The sequence below is a fragment of the Sphingomonas sp. JC676 genome (assembly GCF_014489075.1).
GTDB lineage: Bacteria > Pseudomonadota > Alphaproteobacteria > Sphingomonadales > Sphingomonadaceae > Sphingomonas.
Map to the genome: position 1 here is coordinate 320107 of NZ_JACTGR010000002.1, position 21831 is coordinate 341937.

General features: G+C 65.7%; 16 protein-coding genes. 14 read left to right on the forward strand and 2 right to left on the reverse strand.

Translation table 11 applies throughout. The features are described 5' to 3' along the window. The first annotated feature begins 22 nt into the window (after positions 1–22). The 4 genes from IAG41_RS08390 to IAG41_RS08405 are packed head-to-tail and all read left to right on the forward strand — an operon-like array spanning position 23 to position 7058. Complete coding sequence (locus tag IAG41_RS08390; RefSeq protein WP_187728165.1) at positions 23–1906, forward strand: rhamnogalacturonan lyase; 1884 nt, start codon at positions 23–25, stop codon at positions 1904–1906. 4 nt (positions 1907–1910) lie between these two features. After that, a complete protein-coding gene (locus tag IAG41_RS08395) occupies positions 1911–3110 on the forward strand; it encodes a rhamnogalacturonan acetylesterase (protein WP_316251118.1) in 1200 nt (399 codons plus the stop codon). Between the two features lies 1 nt (position 3111). Continuing rightward, entirely contained in the window at positions 3112–6117 is a 3006-nt protein-coding gene (locus IAG41_RS08400) for a glycoside hydrolase family 35 protein (protein WP_187728166.1), read from the forward strand. Next, positions 6114–7058 carry an alpha/beta hydrolase gene (locus IAG41_RS08405; RefSeq protein ID WP_187728167.1) on the forward strand — a complete coding sequence of 315 codons (945 nt, stop codon included), beginning with the start codon at positions 6114–6116 and terminating at the stop codon, positions 7056–7058. The genes IAG41_RS08400 and IAG41_RS08405 overlap by 4 nt, the downstream gene beginning before the upstream one ends. 20 nt (positions 7059–7078) lie before the next feature. On the opposite strand, the gene IAG41_RS08410 is transcribed toward IAG41_RS08405, so the two are convergent. Next, positions 7079–9334 (reverse strand): glycoside hydrolase family 88 protein, encoded by a 2256-nt coding sequence (locus IAG41_RS08410; RefSeq protein WP_222950597.1) that lies wholly within the window; start codon positions 9332–9334, stop codon positions 7079–7081. Then, complete coding sequence (locus IAG41_RS08415; protein ID WP_262408549.1) at positions 9331–11733, reverse strand: glycoside hydrolase family 2 TIM barrel-domain containing protein; 2403 nt, start codon at positions 11731–11733, stop codon at positions 9331–9333. The genes IAG41_RS08410 and IAG41_RS08415 overlap by 4 nt, the downstream gene beginning before the upstream one ends. A 365-nt stretch (positions 11734–12098) precedes the next feature. Between IAG41_RS08415 and IAG41_RS08420 the strand changes: the two genes are divergently transcribed. The 10 genes from IAG41_RS08420 (at position 12099) to IAG41_RS08465 (ending at position 21782) form a co-directional block, all read left to right on the forward strand. Continuing rightward, on the forward strand, positions 12099–15821 hold the full coding sequence (locus tag IAG41_RS08420; RefSeq protein WP_262408550.1) for a TonB-dependent receptor: 3723 nt from the start codon (positions 12099–12101) through the stop codon (positions 15819–15821). Between the two features lie 135 nt (positions 15822–15956). After that, positions 15957–16343 (forward strand): DUF6491 family protein, encoded by a 387-nt coding sequence (locus IAG41_RS08425; RefSeq protein ID WP_187728168.1) that lies wholly within the window; start codon positions 15957–15959, stop codon positions 16341–16343. A 5-nt stretch (positions 16344–16348) separates the two neighbouring features. Further along, entirely contained in the window at positions 16349–17116 is a 768-nt protein-coding gene (locus IAG41_RS08430; RefSeq protein WP_187728169.1) for a hypothetical protein, read from the forward strand. Continuing rightward, positions 17116–18054 (forward strand): aldo/keto reductase, encoded by a 939-nt coding sequence (locus tag IAG41_RS08435; protein ID WP_187728170.1) that lies wholly within the window; start codon positions 17116–17118, stop codon positions 18052–18054. The genes IAG41_RS08430 and IAG41_RS08435 overlap by 1 nt, the downstream gene beginning before the upstream one ends. 332 nt (positions 18055–18386) lie before the next feature. Further along, complete coding sequence (locus IAG41_RS08440) at positions 18387–18965, forward strand: YqaA family protein (protein WP_187728171.1); 579 nt, start codon at positions 18387–18389, stop codon at positions 18963–18965. 148 nt (positions 18966–19113) lie between these two features. Beyond that, positions 19114–19311 carry a preprotein translocase subunit SecE gene (gene secE / locus IAG41_RS08445; protein WP_187728172.1) on the forward strand — a complete coding sequence of 66 codons (198 nt, stop codon included), beginning with the start codon at positions 19114–19116 and terminating at the stop codon, positions 19309–19311. A gap of 11 nt (positions 19312–19322) precedes the next feature. Then, positions 19323–19859 carry a transcription termination/antitermination protein NusG gene (nusG, locus tag IAG41_RS08450; RefSeq protein ID WP_187728173.1) on the forward strand — a complete coding sequence of 179 codons (537 nt, stop codon included), beginning with the start codon at positions 19323–19325 and terminating at the stop codon, positions 19857–19859. A 201-nt stretch (positions 19860–20060) separates the two neighbouring features. Beyond that, on the forward strand, positions 20061–20780 hold the full coding sequence (locus IAG41_RS08455) for a PEPxxWA-CTERM sorting domain-containing protein (protein WP_187728174.1): 720 nt from the start codon (positions 20061–20063) through the stop codon (positions 20778–20780). Positions 20781–20925: 145 nt separating this feature from the next. After that, positions 20926–21261 carry a hypothetical protein gene (locus IAG41_RS08460; RefSeq protein ID WP_187728175.1) on the forward strand — a complete coding sequence of 112 codons (336 nt, stop codon included), beginning with the start codon at positions 20926–20928 and terminating at the stop codon, positions 21259–21261. A 296-nt stretch (positions 21262–21557) separates the two neighbouring features. Further along, positions 21558–21782 (forward strand): hypothetical protein, encoded by a 225-nt coding sequence (locus tag IAG41_RS08465; protein WP_187728176.1) that lies wholly within the window; start codon positions 21558–21560, stop codon positions 21780–21782. The last annotated feature ends 49 nt before the right edge of the window (positions 21783–21831 follow it).

Sequence of the window (21831 nt, forward strand, 5' to 3'; positions counted from 1 at the left end):
GAAAACTATAGGGGAGAGAAGGATGCTGGCGGTACTTATCATCGCGGCAAGCAGCCCGGCGATCGCGCAAGCGGCACCGGTGGTTGCGGGCCGGCAGGTCGAGAGGCTCGATCGCGGGCTGGTGGCGGTGCCCGCGGCGGATGGCGGCAACCACGTCTCGTGGCGACTGCTCGCCAGCGACCCCAAGGGCATCCGTTTCACCCTCTATCGCGATGGCAAGCCGATTGCGCGCGTGAACGGGACCGACGCGACCAGCGTTCATGACAAGGACGGCACTTCCGCTTCGCGCTACGAGATCGCGGCGGGCAAGGGCCCGCGCGAGGCGGCGGAGACCTGGGCCTCGGGCTATCTTTCGATCCCGCTCGACAAGCCCGCCGACCGCACCGCGCCCGACGGCGTGACGTATAGCTACTCCGCCAACGACGCCTCGGTCGGCGATCTCGACGGCGACGGCCGCTACGAGCTCATCGTGAAATGGTATCCCAGCATCGCCAAGGACAATGCGTTTTCGGGCTATACCGGCGAGACGCTGATTGACGCCTATACGATGGACGGCAAGCGCCTGTGGCGGATCGATCTGGGCCGCAACATCCGCTCGGGCGCGCACTACACGCAGTTCATGGTCTATGACCTGGACGGCGACGGCCGCGCCGAAATCGCGATGAAGACTGCCGACGGCACCGTGGACGGAGCGGGCAAGGTGATCGGCGATGCCAATGCCGATTGGCGCAGCGATGGGGGCGAGGTCGCGTCGAAGGACCGCACCGGATCCACGACCACGCCCGACGGCCGCCAGGTCTCGCGCCTTCAGGGACGCATTCTCAAGGGCCCCGAATATCTGACCGTGTTCGACGGCCTGACCGGCAAGGCGCTGGCGACCGCGCCCTATGCGCCGCCCCGCGATCCACGCACCGATTCCCCCACCCAGGAGCAGATGACCGAGGTCTGGGGCGATGGCTATGGCAACCGTTCGGAGCGCTATCTGGCGGGCGTCGCCTATCTCGACGGACACCGCCCGAGCCTGGTCTTCGGGCGCGGCTATTATGCGCGCTCGACGATCGCGGCCTGGGACTATCGCGGCGGCAAGCTCAGCATGCGCTGGCTGTTCGACAGCGCGACGCCGGGCAATGAGAAATATGGCGGCAACGGCAACCACCAGCTCTCGGTCGCCGATGTCGATGGCGACGGCCGCGACGAGGTCTTCTACGGATCGATGGTGGTCGACGACAACGGCCGGGGCCTGTGGTCGTCCGGGCTCGGCCATGGCGACACGATGCATCTCGGCGATCTCGATCCGAACCATCCCGGCCTCGAGAAGTTCGGCGCGCACGAAGTGATGCGGATGAGCGGCAATCGCGGCGCGGCGATGCTTGATGCGAAGACCGGGGCGATCCTCTGGTCAACGCCTGCCGACAAGGACACCGGCCGCGGCGTCAGCATGGACATCGACCCCCGCCATCCGGGCGAGGAAGCGTGGGCATCGAACTCGCGCGAGCTCTACGACGTCAAGGGGAACGTCATTCCCGGCGGGCATCCGCGCGCGGCCAATTTCGGCATCTGGTGGGACGGCGACCGTCTTCGCGAGCCGCTCGACGGCAAGAAGATCACCAAATGGGACTGGACGACTTCGAGCGAGAAGGTTTTGCTCGATCCCGAAGGCATGGTCTGGAACAACGGCACCAAGGCGAACCCTTCGCTCTCGGCCGACATCCTCGGCGACTGGCGCGAGGAGCTAATGCTGCCGAGCGCCGACAGCCGCGAGCTGCGCATCTACGAGACGCCTTTCTCGACCACCGAGCGCATCGTCACGCTGATGCATGATCCGGTGTATCGCCTCGGCGTGGCGTGGCAGAACACGGCCTATAACCAGCCGCCGCACACTTCCTATTATCTCGGAGCGAAATGACGCCGTGCTGCTGAGTGCGATGCTGATGGCCGCGAGCGGGCCGGTGCTGCGTTTCGACCTGGAGGCGGGCGCGCGTGGCGACGGTCGCGTCGCGGTGGCGGCGGACAAGCCCTATGAGAAAGGTGGCTTCGGCTATGAGCCGGAGCGGCGCGGCAAGGAGTTCCTGTTCTCGGCGGCGGTGCCCGAAGGCAATTACCGCGTCACGGTGCGGATCGGCGGGCATGTGACGGTCAAGGCCGAATCCCGCCGGCTGATGCTGCGCGACCTCTCCACCAGACCCGGCCAATATGTCACCGCGAGCTTCATCGTGAACGTGCGCACGGCGCAGCTCGCCCCGCCCCCCGCCAATGCCCCGGGGGGAAGCGCAGTGCGGCTCAAGGACCGTGAAAAAGGCAGCTATAGCTGGGACGAGAAGTTGACGCTGGAGTTCCTAGGCGATCCGCATGTCGCCTCGATCGACATCGAGCCGGTGGACGTGCCGACAGTCTATCTGGCTGGCGATTCGACCGTGACCGACCAGCGTTCCGAGCCGGCCGCGAGCTGGGGCCAGATGCTGCCGGCGCTGTTCGGTCCGGGGGTCGCCATCGCCAATCACGCCGAATCGGGCGAGACCCTCAAATCCTTCGTGACCGAGCTCAGGCTCGACAAGGTCCTGTCGCTGATCAAACCGGGCGACTGGCTGTTCATCCAGTTCGGCCATAACGACCAGAAAGCCAATTGGCCGCAGACCTATGCCGATGCCGAGGTCGCCTACCCCGCCTGGCTCCGAACCTATCTCGCCGAGGCACGGCGGCGCGGCGCGCACCCCGTGCTGGTGACCTCGCCCGAGCGCCGTAACTATGACGGCGCGCGCGTCCGCCGGACCTTGGCAACCTATGGGGAGGCGGCCCGGAGAGTGGCGCGGGAGGAGCATGTCCCGCTGATCGATCTCCAGGAACGGACCGTCACGCTCTATGAAGCGCTGGGCGAAGCGCGCGCGGCCACGCTGTTCAACGAAGGCGGCAAGGATCGCACGCACCACAACAATCCCGGCGCTTGGTTCCTCGCCCGTGCGGTGGCGGCCGAGGTCGCGACGCAAATCCCCGAACTGGCCGCCCATCTGAAACCCGAAGCACGCGTCTTCGACCCGGCCCGTCCCCGGCTCGAGGAAGGCCAGATCCTGCCGAGCATCGCCGAAAGCGCGGTCCGCCCCGCAGGGAGCTGATATGAAGACGATCCACGCCATGCTTCTGGGCGCCGCAGCGGCCCTGGCCTCCCCCGCCGCCGCACAGGAGGCGAAACCGACCGCCAATTTCGCCGCACCGGCCAAGACCTTCGGCCGCGTCTCCTATGATGCGCGGTCGCTGATGATCGACGGCAAGCGCATGATCATTTGGTCGAGCGAGATGCACGCGTTCCGCCTGCCCTCGCCCGATCTCTGGCGCGACATACTCCAGAAGATGAAGGCGAGCGGCTTCAACACCGTCGCCTTCTATTTCGACTGGGGCTTCCACAGCCCGAAAAAGGGCGTCTACGATTTTTCGGGGATCCGCGACATCGACCGGCTGCTGACCATGGCGGAGGAGGAAGGCCTCTACGTCATCACGCGTGCCGGCCCCTATGTGAATGCCGAACTGACTCGCGGCGGCTTCCCCGGCTGGCTGGTCAACCAGCGCGCCCGCGCCCGCACCGACGATCCCGAATATCTCGCGGCAGCGGACGAGTGGCTGACCAAGGTCAACGCGATCATCGCGCGCCACCAGATCAACGGCGACGGCAAGGGCCACAAGGGCACCGTCATCCTCCACCAGATCGAGAACGAGCTGGCGCTGACCACGCCGGTCCAGCGCCGCTACATGGACCATCTCTACGCCAAGGCGCGGGCGGACGGCATCAACGTGCCGATCTTCCACAACGATCAGGGCCGCAATGGCTATTGGGTACCCGGGGATTCGAAGGTCGATAAGACCATCCCGGGTCCCAACGACCTCTATGCCTTTGACGGCTATCCTGGTGGCACCTGCACCGTCGAGGGCAAGCCGACGCGCGGATCGGCGGCGCCCGACTGGGGCTATTACGGTCCCGGCGGCGCGAAGGGCGGTGCCTCGGCTTCGCCCAACACGCCGGGCTTCCTCGCCGAATTCGGCGGCGGCTGGTTCGACTATTGGGGGTCGAACGGCGGCTATGAATGCAACGCGATCCAACGCGGCAAACGCTTCCAGCGCGTCTTCTACGGCACGAATCTGGTAAACGGCATCTTCATCCAGAGCTTCTACATGGGCTTCGGCGGCACCAGCTGGGGCTGGCTGCCCGCGCCCGTGGTGTTCACCAGCTATGATTACGGCGCGGCGATTTCGGAGACGCGCGAGATACGCTCCAAGGCCGAGGAGCTGAAGCAGCTCGCCGGGCTGATCGCGAGCGTGCCGCACCTTGCCGGCATGGTGCCCGCCGGTCCGGTGCGGGTCTCGTCCGACAAGGTCCAGGTCTATCACAACAAGAGCCCGGAAACGGACGCACGCTTCCTGCTGGTGACGCACAAGCCTTCGAACGCCCGGACCGACGATCGATTCACGGTCACCGCCGACCTGCCCGACGGCCGCTACACCCTGCCGCTTCAGCTCGACGGCTACGATGCGAAATGGCTGGTCGCGGGCGTGAATCTCGGTGGCCAGCGCCTGGTCTATTCGACTTCCGAGCTTCAGGCCGCGCTCCGCCAGGACGGCCGCGACGTGGTGCTGGTCTATGGCCGCACGGGCGAGGCCGGCGAGACCGTGCTGCGCTATGCGAACGGGCCCAGGGTCACCGTGCTCGAAGGCCGCGCGACTTCCAGCTTCGATGCCGCCAGGGGTGATTTGAAGCTCAGCTACGGGCATCGTGGCCTCAGCCGCATCCGCATCAGCGGCGGCGGGCGACCCGACCTGCTCCTGCTGATCGGCGACGAAGCCGAGGGGACGAAGTTCTGGCGGCAAGGCGAAGCGCTCGTCCGCGGCCCGGCGCTGGTCCGCGGCGCCACCGCCAAGGACGCCACGCTCGCTTTGACCGGCGACACCCGGGAGGCCAGCCCGCTCGAAGTCTGGGCGCCGGCAAACCTGCATACGCTCAGCTGGAACGGCGTGAAGGTCGCGGCAACACGGTCGGCCTCGGGAAGCCTGGTCGCGAATATCGCCCTGCCCGGCCCCGCTGAATTCGCGCTGCCGTCCCTCACCGGCTGGCGCATGGCCGCCGGCACGCCCGAGGCAGAACCGAAGTTCGACGATTCCAATTGGCAGAAGATCGACAACCGCGCCTATGCCAGCATCACCACGCGGCCCGACGGTCAGCCCAATTTGCTGATGGACGCTTATGGCTTCCATGAGGGCGATGTCTGGTATCGCGGCCGCTTCACCGGCGGCGCGCGGGCCGAGCGCCTCCGCATCCACTACGGCGCGGGCGGATCGGGAATAGCGCAAGTGTTCCTCGACGGCGTGCTGATCGGTCAGAACGAGCTGCCGGACGGCCTTCCCCGCCCGATCACGGCCGGCGCCTTCAGCATCGAACTTCCTGAGGAAGCCCGTGCGCCGGGGGAGCACGTCCTGTCGGCGATGGTCCGCAACAACGGACATAACTGGGACCTTGACGCCGACGACTTCCACAAGGAAGCGCGCGGTCTGGTCTCGGCGTCGATCGAGCCGGTCGCCGGCCCCAGCTTCGCGGTCCCGATCGCATGGCGCATCCAGGGTCGCGCGGGTGGCGAGGATCTCGCCGATCCGGTGCGCGGCGTCGCTAACAATGGCGGCCAATATGGCGAGCGCATGGGCTGGCATCTCCCCGGCTTCGACGACCGAAGCTGGAAACCCGCCGATGTGCCCGCGATCGAGACCCGGGCAGGAACGACCTGGTATCGTACCAGTTTCGATCTCGCGGTCCCGAAAGGACAGGACGCCACCATCGGTATCGCGTTGGGCGACACGAGCAAGCCGCGCTCGGCGAGTGCCGCCTATCGCGTGCTGATCTTCGTCAATGGCTGGAACATGGGCCAGTTCATCGCGCATGTCGGCCCGCAGCGTATCTTCCCGGTGCCCGAGGGCATCCTCAACCATCGCGGCCGCAACACGATCGCGCTCGCCGTCACTTCGGACGGCGTGGCGGGCGATGCGCTGGAGGAGGTGAAGCTGGTGACGCTGCGGGATGTGAAGGGCGGCTTGCCGGTGCGCATGGTGCCTGCGCCCGCCACGCCGGGAGAGCTCAAATGAAGGTAGACCGCCGCACCCTGCTCGCCGGTGCCGTCGCCGTCTCGGTCCCGCTGCCGGCATTGGCCGCGCCCCTGGTGACCGAGCGCTTCCCGATCTGGCCGGGTCCGCCTCCGGGCGGCGAGGGGCTGAATGTGCGCGACGAGGTGGTGAAGCGCTCGCCCAACGGTGCGCCGGACGACATCGCCTGGCCGCACGTCGGCACGCCGATGCTCAACGTGATCCCGGCCGCCGCGTCCAACGGTGCCGCGGTGCTGGTCGTCCCCGGTGGCGGCTACGCCCGCGTCGCGCTCGGACGCGAAGGCTCGAGCATCTCGCGCATGTTCACGGCGCGCGGCATCACCGCATTCGAGCTTCTCTATCGCCTGCCGCATGACGGGTGGGCGGCGGGGCCGGACGTGTCGCTCCAGGACGCGCAGCGCGCGATCCGGCTGATCCGCGCGGGGGCGGCCCGCTGGAAGATCGATCCCGCGCGGATCGCGGTGACGGGCTTCTCGGCGGGCGGCCATGTCGCTGCGCGAACAGCGAGCCGCTTCGCGCTGCAGACCTATGCTCCGGTCGACGAAGCCGACAAGCAATCGGCCCGGCCGACCGTCGCCGGCCTGTTCTTCCCCGTCATCACGATGCGGCAGCCCGAGGCGCACGGCCAATCGCGGCGCGAGCTGCTGGGCAAGGAAGCGAGCCCCGAGCGCACACGGCTTTATTCGGCCGAGAACGACCTGCCTGCCGACATGCCGCCGACCTTCGTCGCGCACGCGGCCGACGATCCGGTGGTGCCACCCGCCAACAGCCTCGTCATGTTCGCCGCGCTCCATTCGGCAAAGATCGCGTCCGAGCTGCATATCTTCGAGAAAGGCGGCCACGGCCTCCCGATGGTCGAGGACGGCAAGGAACATCCCTGGCCGGGCTTGTTCGAACGCTTCGCGCGCCGCCACGGCCTCTAGCGCCGGACGACACAGGCCAGTCAACGCGGCGGCATGAAGTCCGCCTTCTCGTTCAGCACATAGGCCTCCCACGCGGCCCGATCGTGGAAATCGAGCCCTTTGCTCCACGCGGCGCCCATATAGTAGACGAAGGGCTTGCCGGGGGTGACGCGCAGCATCACCAGATAATTGTCGGCGTCCTGGCGCACCTCGGCGATCATCGCGGGGTCGACCATCAGGCCGATCCCCATCGCCCCCTTGTCGGAATCCTCGGGCGTCCAGAAGCTGAAACGGCCCTTGGCGCGATCCGCCAGGAAGATGCCCGGCTCCTGCGACGTCGCGCGCTTCGAAATACCGATGGCGACAAGCAGCGGCTCGTGCCGGTCCGAGCCGATCGTTGAGACCATGCGCGTGAAATTGGTGCCGAGCGGAAGCGTGAAGCGCCGTGTCTCCCACACCTTGCGATCGACCGCGACCGGCCAGGCCGCGTAGTCGACCTCGAAATCCGCGACCTCCGGTCCGTCCTTGAGGATCCGGTATTTCGCCCAGTTGCGCGACACCCACAGCTTGTTGTCCGCCCAGATGCCGAGCCCGCCCGCCCCGCGGAACGTATTGACGTTGTAGAAGTCGATCCCCTCGCCATGATAGTCGTGCTGCTTCCCGGTGCGCAGCTGCCGCTCCATGAACGGCCACACGACATTCTTGCCCCAGGCGTCGATCCCCGAGGTCGAGGGCGGCTCCTCGCGCTCAAGCGCCGGGCCGTAGATTCGGTGCGCAGTGCGGTCATTCTCCCAGAGGATGTCGTCGAAGCGATAGGGCGCGAACTTGACGCTCGCGCGCGGCCGTTGCTCTGCCCGAGGCGGCGGGTCGAGCGGCAACGAGATCTTGGGCATCGTCACACCATCTGCACGCGGCGATGATGCGGCGGCGGGCGCGGCCTGGGCGGCGGGATCATAGCCGAGATCGAGCATTGCCTGGCGCTCGGCCATCGAGCGCTGCCACCCGGCAATCTGTTCCGGCGTGCCGTTCTCCGGCCGCGGCCGGAGCGCGATCGCCACGCGCACGGGCCCCAGCGGATCGGCCTTCGGCTCGGCGAGCGGCACCGCGGTGACGGGCTTGCGGAGGTTCATCACCTCGGTCCCTGCGAGGAGCAGGGCGCCCGTCCCGTACAGGGCATGGTCCTCCGGGCGCGACGGCGCGGGCTGGTCGCCGGCGCGCTGCGCATAGCCGAGCAGGCCATCGGGCTGGATCAGCGCGGAGAGCCCGGCCCATGCCCTGGTCACGCGGGGAAGATAGGCCTTGCGGTCGAGCAGGCCGTGGTTGATCCCCCAGGCCATGGCATAGGTGTAGAAGGCCGAGCCGCTGGACTCCGGACCCGGCGGATCGGTCGGGTCGAGCAGGTTGGTCGTCCACAGCCCGTCCTCGCGCTGCAGCCTGGCGATGCTCGCCATCATCGTCTGGAAGACGCCGACATAGCGCTGCCGGGTCGGATAATTGTCGGGCATCGTGTCGAGCAGCCGCGCCAACCCTGCGACGACCCAGCCATTGCCGCGGCCCCAAAAGACGGGCTTGCCGGTCTTCGTCCTGGCCGTGCGGAAGCGCTCGTCGCGGAAGAACAGGCCATGCTCCTTCGACCAGAGCCGGTCGTAGGTGCGCCACCATTGCACGTCCATCGCCTGGAGATAGCTGTGATCGTGGGTCAGCGCGGCCATGCGGGCCAACACCGGCGGCGCCATGAACAACGCGTCGCACCACCACCAGACGAGCTTTTCCGGCGCAGGCTCAACCTGCAGATGGGGCAGGCTGTAATCTAGCCGTGCCCTGAGCGGCGCGATCTCGCCGGGCTCGGCGCTATGCGCGTAGAGCTCCTGATAGACCTCGCCGATCGCGATATTGTCCGCATCGAGCATGTTGCGCGGCGACCAGGCGCCGAGCAGCCCGAAATTATAATGTTCGGCGACGCTGCGCAGATAGACCCGTGCGCCGGTCTCGTCCGACACGCGCGCCAGCCGGCCGAGCCCGATCAGGAATGTCGCCGCGATCCAGTTCGCCGAAAGGCCGCGGAAGCTGCGCTGCGGAATATATAGGGGTGCGTCCTTCAATTGCGTCATCTGCGCCGCAGCGCTGCGGTTGAGCAGTTCGAGGACGCGCGCCGGATCAGGCACGGTGTTCGGATCGAAGCGGAAGGCCGACGCCGAGGGTGTCGCCACTGTCTGGGCGATCGCCGGAACCGGCATCGCCATGCCGGTCGTGACCAGCAGCGCGAGTGCCGCGCGGAGATATCTGGAACGGTTCATGGGTGCACCGCGATCGTTACGTTGGCCGGTTTAAGCCCCGCCGCGGATGCGCGGACGCGGACGCTGCCCGTCCCCGTGCCGCGCAGCATCGCCAGCGCCCGCCCGGCTTGGACCGGGCGCTCGGCTTCGGAGAACAGGGTGTGGTCGGTGGGGCTGCCATTGTCATAGGCAGCGAGCGTGGCCGCGCCCTCGATCGAGATGCGAACGCGATTGGTGGCGCTGGGCACGACGACACCCTTCGCATCGACCACTTCGACACGGACGAAGCCAATCGAATCGAAGTCGCTCCCGATCGTCGGCGTCTCGGCGACCAACCGGATCGCCGCCGGCGCGCCGGCAGTACGCAACGCGTCGGTTGCGACCGTGCGGCCCGCGGCGTCGCGTGCCACCGCGCGGACCGTCCCGGGCTCGAAGTCCACCTCCCAGCGTCGCGCGCTGTCGTCGGCATTGCGTGGCTTGCTGCCCAGCGAACGGCCGTTGAGAAAGAGCTCAACCGTCGCCGCATTGCTGTAGACCTCTACAGTCTCGGGATGTGCGTCGCGGCGCTCGGGACTCCAGTCCATGAGCGCCCCGGGACCCCTGGGCTGCGGCATCGCCACACCGATCATCGTCGGCAGCGCGCTGATGTCGACGCTTTCGGTGATGCGGCGCGCGATCTTGACGACGGGCGTCTCGGCCCACCAGCTCGCCCGTTCCCAGCCGACCGGCTTCACGAAATCGGTGCGGTCGACCAGGCCCGAAGGATTGCTGATGCTCGGCCATCCGGCACGGTCCGCCTCGCCGAGATAATCGACGCCGGTCCACAGGAACATGCCCGCATATGCAGCATTGTCGCGCACCGGCAGCCAGCTGTCGCGGTTCTTGCTGTTCTCGGTACCGATGATCTTGCGGCTGGGCTTGTCGGCATGCGCCTGGGCCAGCTCGCGCTCGCGATAATTTTGGCCGACCACGTCGAGCATGTCGGCAAGGCCGTTCTGATAGTCGCCCGTGGTGTTGGGGCGGAACAGCGCCATCGTCACCGGCCGCGTCGGATCCTCCTCGTGGAAGATCTTCATCAACCGCTCGATGATCGACTTGGCGACGAGGGGATAGGGCGTGTCGTGGATCTCGTTGCCGATCGACCAGATCATCACGCTCGGATGGTTGCGGTCGCGCCGCGCGAAGTCGCGCGCGTCGAGCGAGGACCAGTCGGTGAAGAACAAGTGATAGTCCTGCGGGTTCTTGGCGACCGTCCACATGTCGAACGCCTCGTCCATCACCACCAGCCCCAGCCGGTCGCACAGGTCGAGGAATTCGGGCGAGAAGGGATGGTGCGCGGTGCGGATCGCATTGACGCCGAGCGCCTTGAGCCCGCGCAGCCGCCGCTCGTAAAAGGCGAGCGGCACCGCCATGCCGAACGCGCCGCCGTCGGCGTGAATCGCGACGCCCTTGAGCTTGACGTTGCGGCCGTTGAGCCAGAAGCCGGTTTCGGCCTCGAACCGTGCGTCCCGCAGACCGAAGCGCTCGACCTGCCGGTCGACCACCTCTCCACCATCGGAGAGCAACGTGACCTCGGCGCGGTAGAGGGCAGGATTGTCGAGGTTCCATAGTTGGGGATCGGTCACCCGCATGCGCGCCTGGAGCGGCGTGACGCGGCCGGCGTCGAGCGCCACCGTCGCACTCTCCCCGCGTGCGACGGTCTTTCCGTCCGGCGCGACGATCGCGACTGCGATCCTGCCCGCCTTCGCCTTGTCGGTGAGATTGCGGACCGAGGCGTCAATGCTGATGTCGGCGCCCTCGCGGCTCACCTGCGACGCTCTGACCGCGATGCCCCATTGGTCGAAATGCGTGTCGCCGCTCATCACGAGGCGGACATGGCGATAGATGCCGCCGCCCGCATACCAGCGCGACGCGGGCTGGGCCGAGGTGTCGGCGCGCACCGCGAGAACATTGTCCCCTTCGGCGTCGAGGAACGGCGTCAGCTCATAGCGGAAGCTGGCATAGCCATTGGGCCGGTGGCCGACATGCCGGCCGTTGATCCACACGCCCGAGCGTTCCATCACGCCGTCGAACTCGACGAAGACGCGCTTGCCCTTTGCGTTCTCGGGCAGACGGAAATGCTTGCGATACCAGGCGACGCCGGTCGGCAGCCAGCCGCCCGAGCCGGTGCTCAGCGCCTTCTGGTCGAACGGACCGGCGATCGCCCAGTCGTTCGGCACATCGACCAGCTTCCAGGCGCGGTCGTTGAACCCCGGCGTCGCTGCGTCGGCGCTGTCGCCGATCATCAGCCGCCAGTCCTTGTCGAGCGGCATTCGCTCGGTCGGCTGGGCGGTTGCGGTTCCGGCGCAGAACAGGGAGAATGCCGCAAACGCCATACGACACGCGCCGCACAGCCGGCCAATCCCGCGATTCAGCCGCATCGCACCCTCCCTTTGCCCGGCTTGATGCCGTTCCACATGTCATGATAGCAGTTCATGATATGGAGTAAAGCGGGACCGAAATGCGCAATTTTCTGCTGCCGGCCGCTGCCCGCACACAAGCCAATCTTAAATTTCGACGTAATTTCAAGATCATGATGCCCCGAAACATTGGCTAGGCCGATTTGTCATACCACGGGGTTGCAACCTCTCTTTGTTATGCTACTTTTTACAAAGTGGACTCACATTCCACATAATGAATTGACCGATAGACGTCGGCAATTCGACAGGGACGCCTAGAGGCGGGGGACAGCACAACCATAGGTCCCGCCTCGAATCTGTCCGGGCATATCGAGGAGAGGGGAAAAATGGCTGATCGACTGAAACTGCGCCCGCGTATGCGCGCTACTGCCTCTTGGGCGGTTCTTGGACTCGCGCTGACTTTCGGCGGACAGGCGATGGCGCAGGTCTCGCCCGCGACGACCGAGCCGACAGCGGTTCCCGATGACGGGCAGGAAGCGGTGCAGGACGAGGCGATCGTCGTCGTCGGCGCGCGCGCGAGCCAGCAATCGGCCAATAACCGCAAGAAGAACGCCAAGACGGCGACCGACTCGATCGTCGCCGACGACATCGGCTCCTTCCCCGACCGCAACGTCAACGAAGCGATCTCGCGCATCCCGGGCGTGGCGCTGTCGCGCAACGAATATGGCGAGGGCGAGGGCGTCGCCGTGCGCGGCAACGGCGCCGACCTGACCCGCATCGAGCTGGACGGCATCGGCGTGCAGAGCACGGCCGGTCTCGCCGTAGCGTCCAACCAGGGACGCAACGCCGACCTGCGCGAGCTTCCCGCCGAACTCGTCAAGAGCGTCGATGTGGTCAAGGGCTCGACGGCCGACATGACCGAGGGTTCGCTGGGCGGTACGGTCCAGATCAAGACCCGTACCGGCCTCGACTTCAAGAAACCCTATATCTCGCTTCGTGCAGGTGCCGGGCAGAATTCGCTCGGCAAGGACTGGACGCCGGATTTCAACGGCGTCGCCGCGAGCAAGTTCTTCAATGACCGGCTGGGCGTGATCGTCAGCGGCACATATGCGAAGCTCCAGAACAACGGCCACGGCTTCGAGAACACGACGAGCAACAACCGCGGCTATTCGCGCCTGTACGACTTCGACAATTCGCCCGAGAAGACCTTCTCGTTCAATCCCGCGACGGTCGGCACCGATGCCGCGGACGTCGCCTTCGCCAACAGCCTCGCACCCGACGGCACGCCGCTCACCCCGCGCGAGCTGGTGACGATGGCCGCGGGGGCGAAGAGCAAGGCGGATTGCATGGCGCTCTTCCCGAACAATCCGAACGGCAATGGCGGGACCCCGTCCCAGGCGACGAAAAACTCGCAGATCACCCAGCGCGTTCTCGAGCAGCAGACCTGTCTCAATCAGTGGAACGACTATACGCCGTCGCTGATCCGCAACTTCATGAACGAGCAGACCGAAAAGCGCTACTCGATCGACGCGCGCGTCGACTATCGCCTCACCGACAATCTGACGATCTTCGCCAAGGGCACGATCGCCAATCGCAAGGTGCACGACCAGAACCGCAGCCGCACGCCGGTCACGATGTTCAACCAGAACCTCGCCGGCACCTTCGTCAATTCGGCAACAGGCTATCCGCTTACGCGCTCGGTGTCGCCCAATGCGCCGGCGGGCTATTATCTCTTCGACCCCCAATATGGCTTCAATACCGTCACGACGGGCAGCGGCAGCACTGCGGTCGTCAGCCCCGTGCTCGGCAATGTACTCAACGTTGTGCCGGGCAGCGTGAAGGTCGACGGTGCCCACAACGTCACGCAGATGACGACGACCAACAATTCAGTCGGCATCGATCAGATCGAGAACACGATCGATACCAAGACCAAATATGCCCAGGTCGGCGCCGAATATCGCGGCGACCGGCTCGAGATCGACCTGTGGGGCGGCTATACCAAGGCGAGCACGAGCCGCGCCGACATGCGCACCTCGCGGAACTATAGCTATGGCGACGCGACGCTGACGGTGCAGCCCAACGGCCTGTGGGACGTCGAACTGCCGTCGAACTATGACGAGACCAATCCCGCCAATTTCGTCCAGCTCACCACGCCGCCCTGCGTGTCGGGCGGAACCAACCCCGCCACCTGCACCGGTCAGGCGGCCGTGGCGGCAGGGCCCAACGGGCCGGCGACTCCCGCCTATCTCGTCGCGCAGATGCCGCAGACGACGCCGAACTTCTCGATCCAGTACACACCCTCGCTCGGCGTGGCGTCGGAGAAGACCGCCAAGTTCGACCTGGCCTACAAGACCGAGGGTCTGATCCCGTTCATCAGCCGCGTGAAGGTCGGCGCGATGTACCGGAACAACCAGATCAGCAAATGGGGCAATGGCGGCTACACCGCGGCGACCGCGATCGGCACCTTCGGCCAGCCTGGCTATGTTCCCGCGGTCATCGTCCCTACCGCGATCGTGCGCGGATCGTATCGCGCCTGCCAGCCGACGGCCGGCTCGTCCGCGCCCGGCGGCCTGTCGTGCAACTATGGCTTCGTGCCCAGCACCAATCCGGCCAATGTCCGCTCCGGGGTAGACACGCTGACCCCGCAAGAGCTGCGCGACCTGTTCGAGAAGACGCTGGAACCCGCTACCTCCGCTTATTTCGGCGACCTGCCGAACCGTGGGAACCTGCCGCTGGCATGGCAGGGGATCCGGACGGACAAGCTGTTCAGCGCGCTCGGGGCCGCGCAGTACATGAACCTCGACTGCCTCAAGACCTGCATGGGCAGCGACGGGAAAATGTATGACCAGCCGGTCACCCGCGCGGACGAGACGATCAAGAACATCTACGGTATGATCGATTTCGAGCAGCGCCTGCCCCTGGGTCTGTTGTTCAACGGCAATGCCGGCGTCCGCGGCGTCTTCACCAATACCAAGGCCTCGGGCCTGCAGACGATCGCGGCGATCCGTGTCACGCCGACCTATAATCCGGCGGATCCGAACAATGCCTCGGGCTTTATTACCCAGTCGTTCAGCCGGCCGGTGACCTTCGCGCGCAGCACCACCGACTGGCTGCCGAGCGTCAACCTCAATCTCTGGGGGTTCAACGAGTCGGTCGTCTTCCGCCTCTACGGCGCCAAGACAGTCGCGCGCCCGGGCATCGACAACATCGTGCCCGGCGGCACCTGCACGGTCGACGAGCGCGATATTCTCGATACCGGTTCCGACGACAGTTTCGATTGCTCGGGCCGCGTCGGCAATCCCGGGCTGAAGCCCTTCACCGCCTGGAGCTACAACGCCTCGCTCGAATGGTATCCGAACCCCGACACGATCTTCTCGGTGGCGTATGGCAAGCTCGACGTGCAGATCGGCAAGCCTATCCAGGTGACCGTGCTGGAAAAGCCGTTCGAAGGCAGCACCGAGACCGATCCGATCACGGGCGGGCCCCTGGCGGACGTTGCTTTCCTGGTTCCTACCTATGCCAACGGGCCCGGCTACAAGCGCGACATCTGGGAATTCTCGGTTAAGACGGCCTATACTTTCCTGCCCTGGTTCCTGAAATATACCGGTGTCGACGCCAATCTTTCGGTGCTCAGCTCGGCTGTCACCAGCGGGCAGCAGGATCCGCTGACCGGCGACGTGATGATGCCGCCAGACGAGTCCAAATATTACGCCAACGCCTCGCTCTGGTACGACGACGGCAAGCTCAACATGCGGGTATCCTATCAGTATCGCACGTCGCGCTTCACGTGCATCACGCCCTGCGGCGGCAACACCACCGACATCAACTATCCCGGCGAGCAGTGGACCAATGTCCGCTTGGTTGCTCCCGGCTACAACCCGGGCGTCCCGCGGTTCAATGACTCGAGCACGTTCATCGACGCGAAGATCTCGTACAACATCACCCGCAACTTCCAGGTCTATCTCGAAGGCCGCAACATGACGCGCGAGGCGCAGACGGTCTCGACCGGCGGCTATACGGACTTCGCCGACGGCACGCCGAAGATCATGCGCCTGATCTATGGCGGCCGGCGCGTTATGGGCGGCGTGCGCGTCCAGTTCGGCAATTGAGGCCCAGGCAGGGCGCCGGCTTGACCCGGCGCCCTCCGCAGGTCGAGAAAGGCCGGAGCGCGCACGGAGAGGTCAACGCCCCAAGCCATGCCGCTTTGGCTTTCGCGTATCCGCGCCTGATCGGGAGAGAATCGGATGCTTCGGGTCTGCCTGCTGGTTCCGGCGGTTCTCGCGATCACCTCCTTCGCGTCGCCCGCCAGGCCGGCCCAGACCCAACGGGCCTGCTTCTGGGCGTCCGAGATCACCGGCTTTGACGACGCAGGCGCCGATCGCGTGCTGGTCCATATCGGCACGCGCGCGACCTGGGAGCTCACGCTCTCCCCCGGCTGTCCGGATGCGAACTGGGCAATGCGCATCGGCATCCGATCGCGCGGCGGCGAACGGATCTGTCCAGGCCGCCCCGTCGAGCTGATCGTCCCGGACGCCAGCGGCAGCGGTAGCCGAAGCTGCCTCGTGCGCACTATCCGGAAGCTACCGGCCGACAAGGCAGCGCCGGCGCATGCGCGGGCACTCGAGCGCTGAGCGCGATGGCGCAACTGGCGAGCATTGCACCGGCAATGGCGCCCGAAGCGGCACGCGACATGCTCGACCGTTCGGCGATCGGCGCGCTCGAAATGGCCCGGCCGCCGCTCGACGATCTCGCCTATCGCGACTTTATCCGGGCGCTGCTGCGCGCGCCGGGCTTTAAGCTCGACCTCAACCGGCTAGAGCCGGATGCGGCGCTGGCCATGGTGTCGGACAGGATCCTCGGACCCGGCGTTTTCGCCTGTGAACGGGCAGAGCTCGCCGCGGACATCGCCGCACTCGCCGAATTTGCCGGAGCCCTGGCCGAGACACGGGCATCGGTGGCGATCCGCACCTATTTCGCGCCGGGCGACCTGGTCTGGCACGTCGATCGCGTCCATGAGCGGGCCGCCTTCCGCCTTTTGTGGCCGTTGGGAAGACCCGCCGGCATGCGCGTGACGCCGGCCGACAATATCAACGCGCGCCTCCACCGCGCCTATATGCGCCGCGAGCATCCGCTGCTCTGCCGGCTCGACGCGCAAGTGCTGCGCAGCGGTGCGCCGGTGGAGACGCTATGGGCACATCGCCCGATCCAGCTCGCGGCGATGATGTCAGGGCACTTTCCCTTCCTGGTCGATCCCGAGAGGGAGATCGAGGTCACGCCGGGCGCGGTCAGCATCCACCGGATCGAAACCCCCGCGCAGGTCGGCGCCTATCACCGCTCGTCCTGGGCGAACCGGCGATCCCCGGGCCTGCAGGTAGTCATCACGGCGGTTTCGGATCCGCCCTGATGCGCTATCGGCGCCTTGGGCGGACGGGACTTCAGGTCTCCGAATGCACGATCGGCACGTCGCAATTGGCGGCACCCGGCTCCGATCGCGCCGAAGCGCGCGCAATGGTCGCGATGGCGCTCGACCAGGGAATCAACGCCTTCGAGATCGCCGCGGACGATCGGGAGGTGATCGATCTTCTCGGTGAACTCCTCAGACAGGAAAACGCGACCCATCGCGTCCATGTTTTCGCCCGGGTCGCGTCGCGCGCGCCCTTCGAGCTCCCCTCCCCCCATGTCCCGGTGCAGCAGGCCTATCCCGGCGCCCATATCCGCGCCCAGACCGATTCGCTGCTTGCCGGGCTAGGCGTCGAACGCCTTGCGCTCCAGCAGCTTCATGCCTGGTGTCCCGAATGGCTGGGCGAGGGCGATTGGTTCGAGACGATGACCCGCCTGCGCCGGGAGGGGAAAATCGCCGGCTGCGGCGTATCGCTCTTCGATCATGACGTCGATGCCGCGCTCGAAGTCGTCGCCAGCTGCGCAGTGGATTCGGTCCAGGTAATGTACAACGTCTTCGATCAGGGCGCGGCTTCGGCGCTGCTTCCCCGGTGCATCGAACACGATGTCGGAGTGATCGCCCGCGCTCCGCTCTACTACGGTGCGCTTGCCCGCATGAGGCAACCCTATCCGCGAGGCGATTGGCGCGCCGAATATTTCTACGACGAGCATTGGCGAGAAACATCGCAGCGCGTCGAAATGCTCGCCAGCACGGCCGCATCGTTCAACAGATCGGTTCCGGACCTGGCTTTACGTTTTTGCCTGTCTCACCCTGCGATCGCGACGGCCGCCACGGGAATGCGCACACGAGAGCAACTCAAAGCGAACCTGCAGGCGCTGGGCGATGGGCCACTGAACGCAGAGGCGACCCTGTCGCTCGGCGCACACAAATGGCTATGCTGACCTGGCGCCGGCTGGCGACCGTTCCGCTGGCATTGCGCATCGCTGCGTCCGTTAAGCCACCAAATCTCGACATTCCCCAGATCCGCGCGAGGTGGAGCTGGCCGAAGCGCTTGACGAAAGCTCCCCGGCTAGCGGCGCGGCCACCCTCTACGAAAGGCCGAGGTCACGACTGAAATACGAGCTCGATTCCATGAAGGAGGCAGCGCGCTAGTTAGCCGCAAACTGCGCACACGGGCGGCGATGTCCTCAGACTCTATCCCATAGACAATTTCGGATATCGTACATAAAGGCCTGCCACTTGCCGTTCGAGGCGACCCCGGGGAAATAGCAGCATGTTCCGCGCCTTGTACGACTGGGTCCTGCGCATGGCGCACCATCGCCACGCGCTGCGCGCTTTGGCCGCGGTTTCGTTCGCCGAGAGCAGCTTCTTCCCGATTCCGCCCGATGCGATGGTCGTGCCCATGGTCATCGCGCGACGCGACCAGGCGTACCTCATCGCCACGGTCTGCACGGTCGCCTCGGTCCTCGGCGCGATGCTGGGCTATGCGATCGGCTATTTCCTGCTCGAGAGCGTCGGCCAGTGGCTGATCCAGCTCTACCACATGCAGGACAAGATCGGGCAGTTCCAGACGATGTACGGCGAGTACGGCGCCGCAATCATCCTGCTGAAGGGGCTGACCCCGATCCCGTTCAAGCTGGTCACGATCGCCAGCGGCGTCGCGCACTTCAACTTCCCGCTCTTCGTCATCCTGTGCACGATCACCCGCGGCGCGCGCTTCTTCATCATCGCCGCGCTGCTCAAGCGCTTCGGCGAGCCCGTCCAGGCCTTTATCGAGAAGCGCCTCAACCTGTTCGCCTGGCTGTTCCTGGCGCTGATCGTCGGCGGTTTCCTTGCGGTGGCGTATCTCTGATCGGCGGCTTGCCTTTCGCCTGGCACGACGCTAGATACGGTGCCCAATCCGACAGCGTGGTAGGGAAGCGCCGGTTCCTCTGAGAGGACCGGGCAGCGGACCCATGCCCCGAAGTCGCTATTTGTTTATTGAGCGAAGGATGGCCCAGGTGGCACGAACCAGTCCGATCGAATTCATGCGTCAGGTGCGCCAGGAGACGTCGAAGATCGTGTGGCCCTCGCGCCGCGAGACGATCATGACCGGCGTCATGGTGATGATCATGACGACCCTGCTCGGCATCTTCTTCGTCGCGATCGACACGGGCTTCGACTTCATCGTCAACACCCTCCTCCGTCTCGCCGCGTAAAAGGGACCATTATGTCGCGCTGGTACATCATCCACGCCTATTCGGGCTTCGAGGGCAAGGTTCGCGATCAGATCATGTCCGATGCCACGCGCATGGGCCTGGATCGCTTCGTCGAGTCGGTCGAAGTCCCCACCGAGACCGTGACGGAAGTCCGCCGCGGCAAGAAGATCCAGTCCGAGCGGAAGTTCTTCCCGGGCTATGTCCTCGCCAAGCTCGACATGAACGACGACGTCTATCATCTGGTGAAGAACACGCCGAAGGTGACCGGCTTCCTGGGATCGATGGGCAAGCCCCAGGCGATCACCGAGGCCGAGGCCGCGCGCATCCTCAACACCAAGGAGGAAGCCGCCGCCGCGCCGAAGACCAAGGTCAGCGTCGATTACGACATCGGCGACACGGTCAAGGTCACCTCGGGCAATTTCGCAACCTTCTCGGGCATCGTCGAGGAGCTCGATTTCGACAAGAGCCGCGTCAAGGTCTCAATCTCGATCTTCGGCCGCGCCACGCCGCTGGAGCTGGGCTTCGAGGACGTCGAACGCGTGAAGTGATCTTCGCCGCATTGCGGAATAAAAAAGGCCGGGGCGATGCTCCGGCCTTTTTCGTTTTGGGTGAATTGCAGCCTAATCAACGACAAACGCCCCAAAGATGACATGGGCATTTGATTTCCGTGACTATAGATAGTCCCGAGAAAATCCTGTATAAATACTTTACAAGTACGAGGCCGATCTCCCTGCGAAAGGAATATTCGCATGATAAGACCCGTCCTGGCGTTGATCCTGTCATGCTTCGCAGCAAGCGCGTCCGCCCAGGATGCCCGCGCAATCCATCCGCCCGTGCAGTTCGGCAGCGGCGATTCCCGGATCGTCAACTTCAACGCGATGACGACGGGCGCGAAGGTCGACAATTATTACGCCGGCGGGGCGAACAGCCTGGGCGAGATCGGCCCGGACTATCAATATGTGTTCCTCGACGACGATTGGGTGACCTTCCAGTCGCCAAGCCAGCCGCAACAGGGCAACATGGCCTATTCGCTCAGCGGCATGGGTAGCGTGAACTTCCTGGCGGGGCTGACCACCGGGCTGAACTTCGACTATGCCAGCGACGCCAACACGACCGTGTCGATCTATGCGGACTTCGACGGCACCGGAACCCTGCTCGCCTCCTACCTGCTCATGGCCAACAACCCGTCCGCGGCAAGCAGCCGGTTCGCAGCGGCCGGCCAGTTCGCGACGAGCGACCAGTTCGGTTTCGTCGCGCTCGCCTTTGCCGGCACCGCCCGCTCGCTGGTGATTGCGAGCGCGCCGGGCGCTTTCACCTGGGACAATGTCACCTTCGGCAGCCTGCAACCGGGCGGCGTGCCCGAGCCGGAAGGCTGGGCGCTGCTGATCCTCGGCTTCGGCGCCGCGGGCGCCGTGATGCGGTGCCGCGCGGTCAGCGCTCCTGGCGCGCTGACCGCGCGGCACCGCTGAGGGCCATACGAACGGGCCGGGGCGCAAGCTCCGGCCCTTTTCGTTACGCACCCGGCTTGCGCAGCGCACCGCCCTGCCCCATCCCATGCATTCCGGCGCGTGCGCGGGAAGGCCCGCGCGGCGCCATGCAGGGGCGGAGGACAATATGGGCCAGAAGCTTTGGTATCGGCTGGGCGGGCTGCTCACGATTGCGGGGGGACTTGCGTTCGGATGGTGGGGCATCTGGCTGCCGCTCGAGGCCGCCCGCGCCCATGCGCCCGAGGTGCGCTACCAGATCCCGATCTTCGTCCTGGTGCCGGCGATGCTCGTCTTCGGGCTCTATTTCCTCATCGGCGGCGGCGCCTGGCCCTATCGCAATGTCGAGAAGCAGACGCCGACGGCGATGGGCTGGGCGCTGATGATCGTGGTCGCGATCTGCAGCGGGGCTTCGTTCTGGTGGCTGACGACGACGTTCGATGCGCTGGGGTATCGGAACGGGTGAGGTGGATAGGAAGGCTCTCAAACGACCGGACTGCATTCATTTGCCGCCATCAGAATGAAGCCACTTACCAAAACGCCGTTATTCGACCGCATCCCAATGCGGTGCAGCGAGGCCCAGGTTGGCGGGTCCCTGTTCAAATCAGTTGCACATTGTCATAAAACTGTCATGTCCAGCGATAGACCCGCCGTCATTCGCTATCTCAAGACGCTGAAGGCCGCGACGATATGGATCCAAGCGCTCCGGCCACGCTGTATCGGTCTCGCGCCCTGTGCCCGGACGAACGCGCGTCCAGGGAAATGGAGGAAATCGCTGCCGGTTCGCTCGCAGTCATGGTCCGGCTGGCGCTTGCGGACCCGGACGCCGAATTCTGGCCGTATCGCATTGATGTCGGCGGACACATTGTCGACGGCGATGCGATTGTCGCGCTCGATCAGCAACTTCGCCGCCCGACCGGCACTCCGCGCCGGGATAACCTACTACCCGCACGCAGGCGGGTTGGCGACGCTGACATAAAATCGTAACAGGCGGCTCCGCCTACCTCCGTCCTGGACCAGACAGATTCGCCAGATC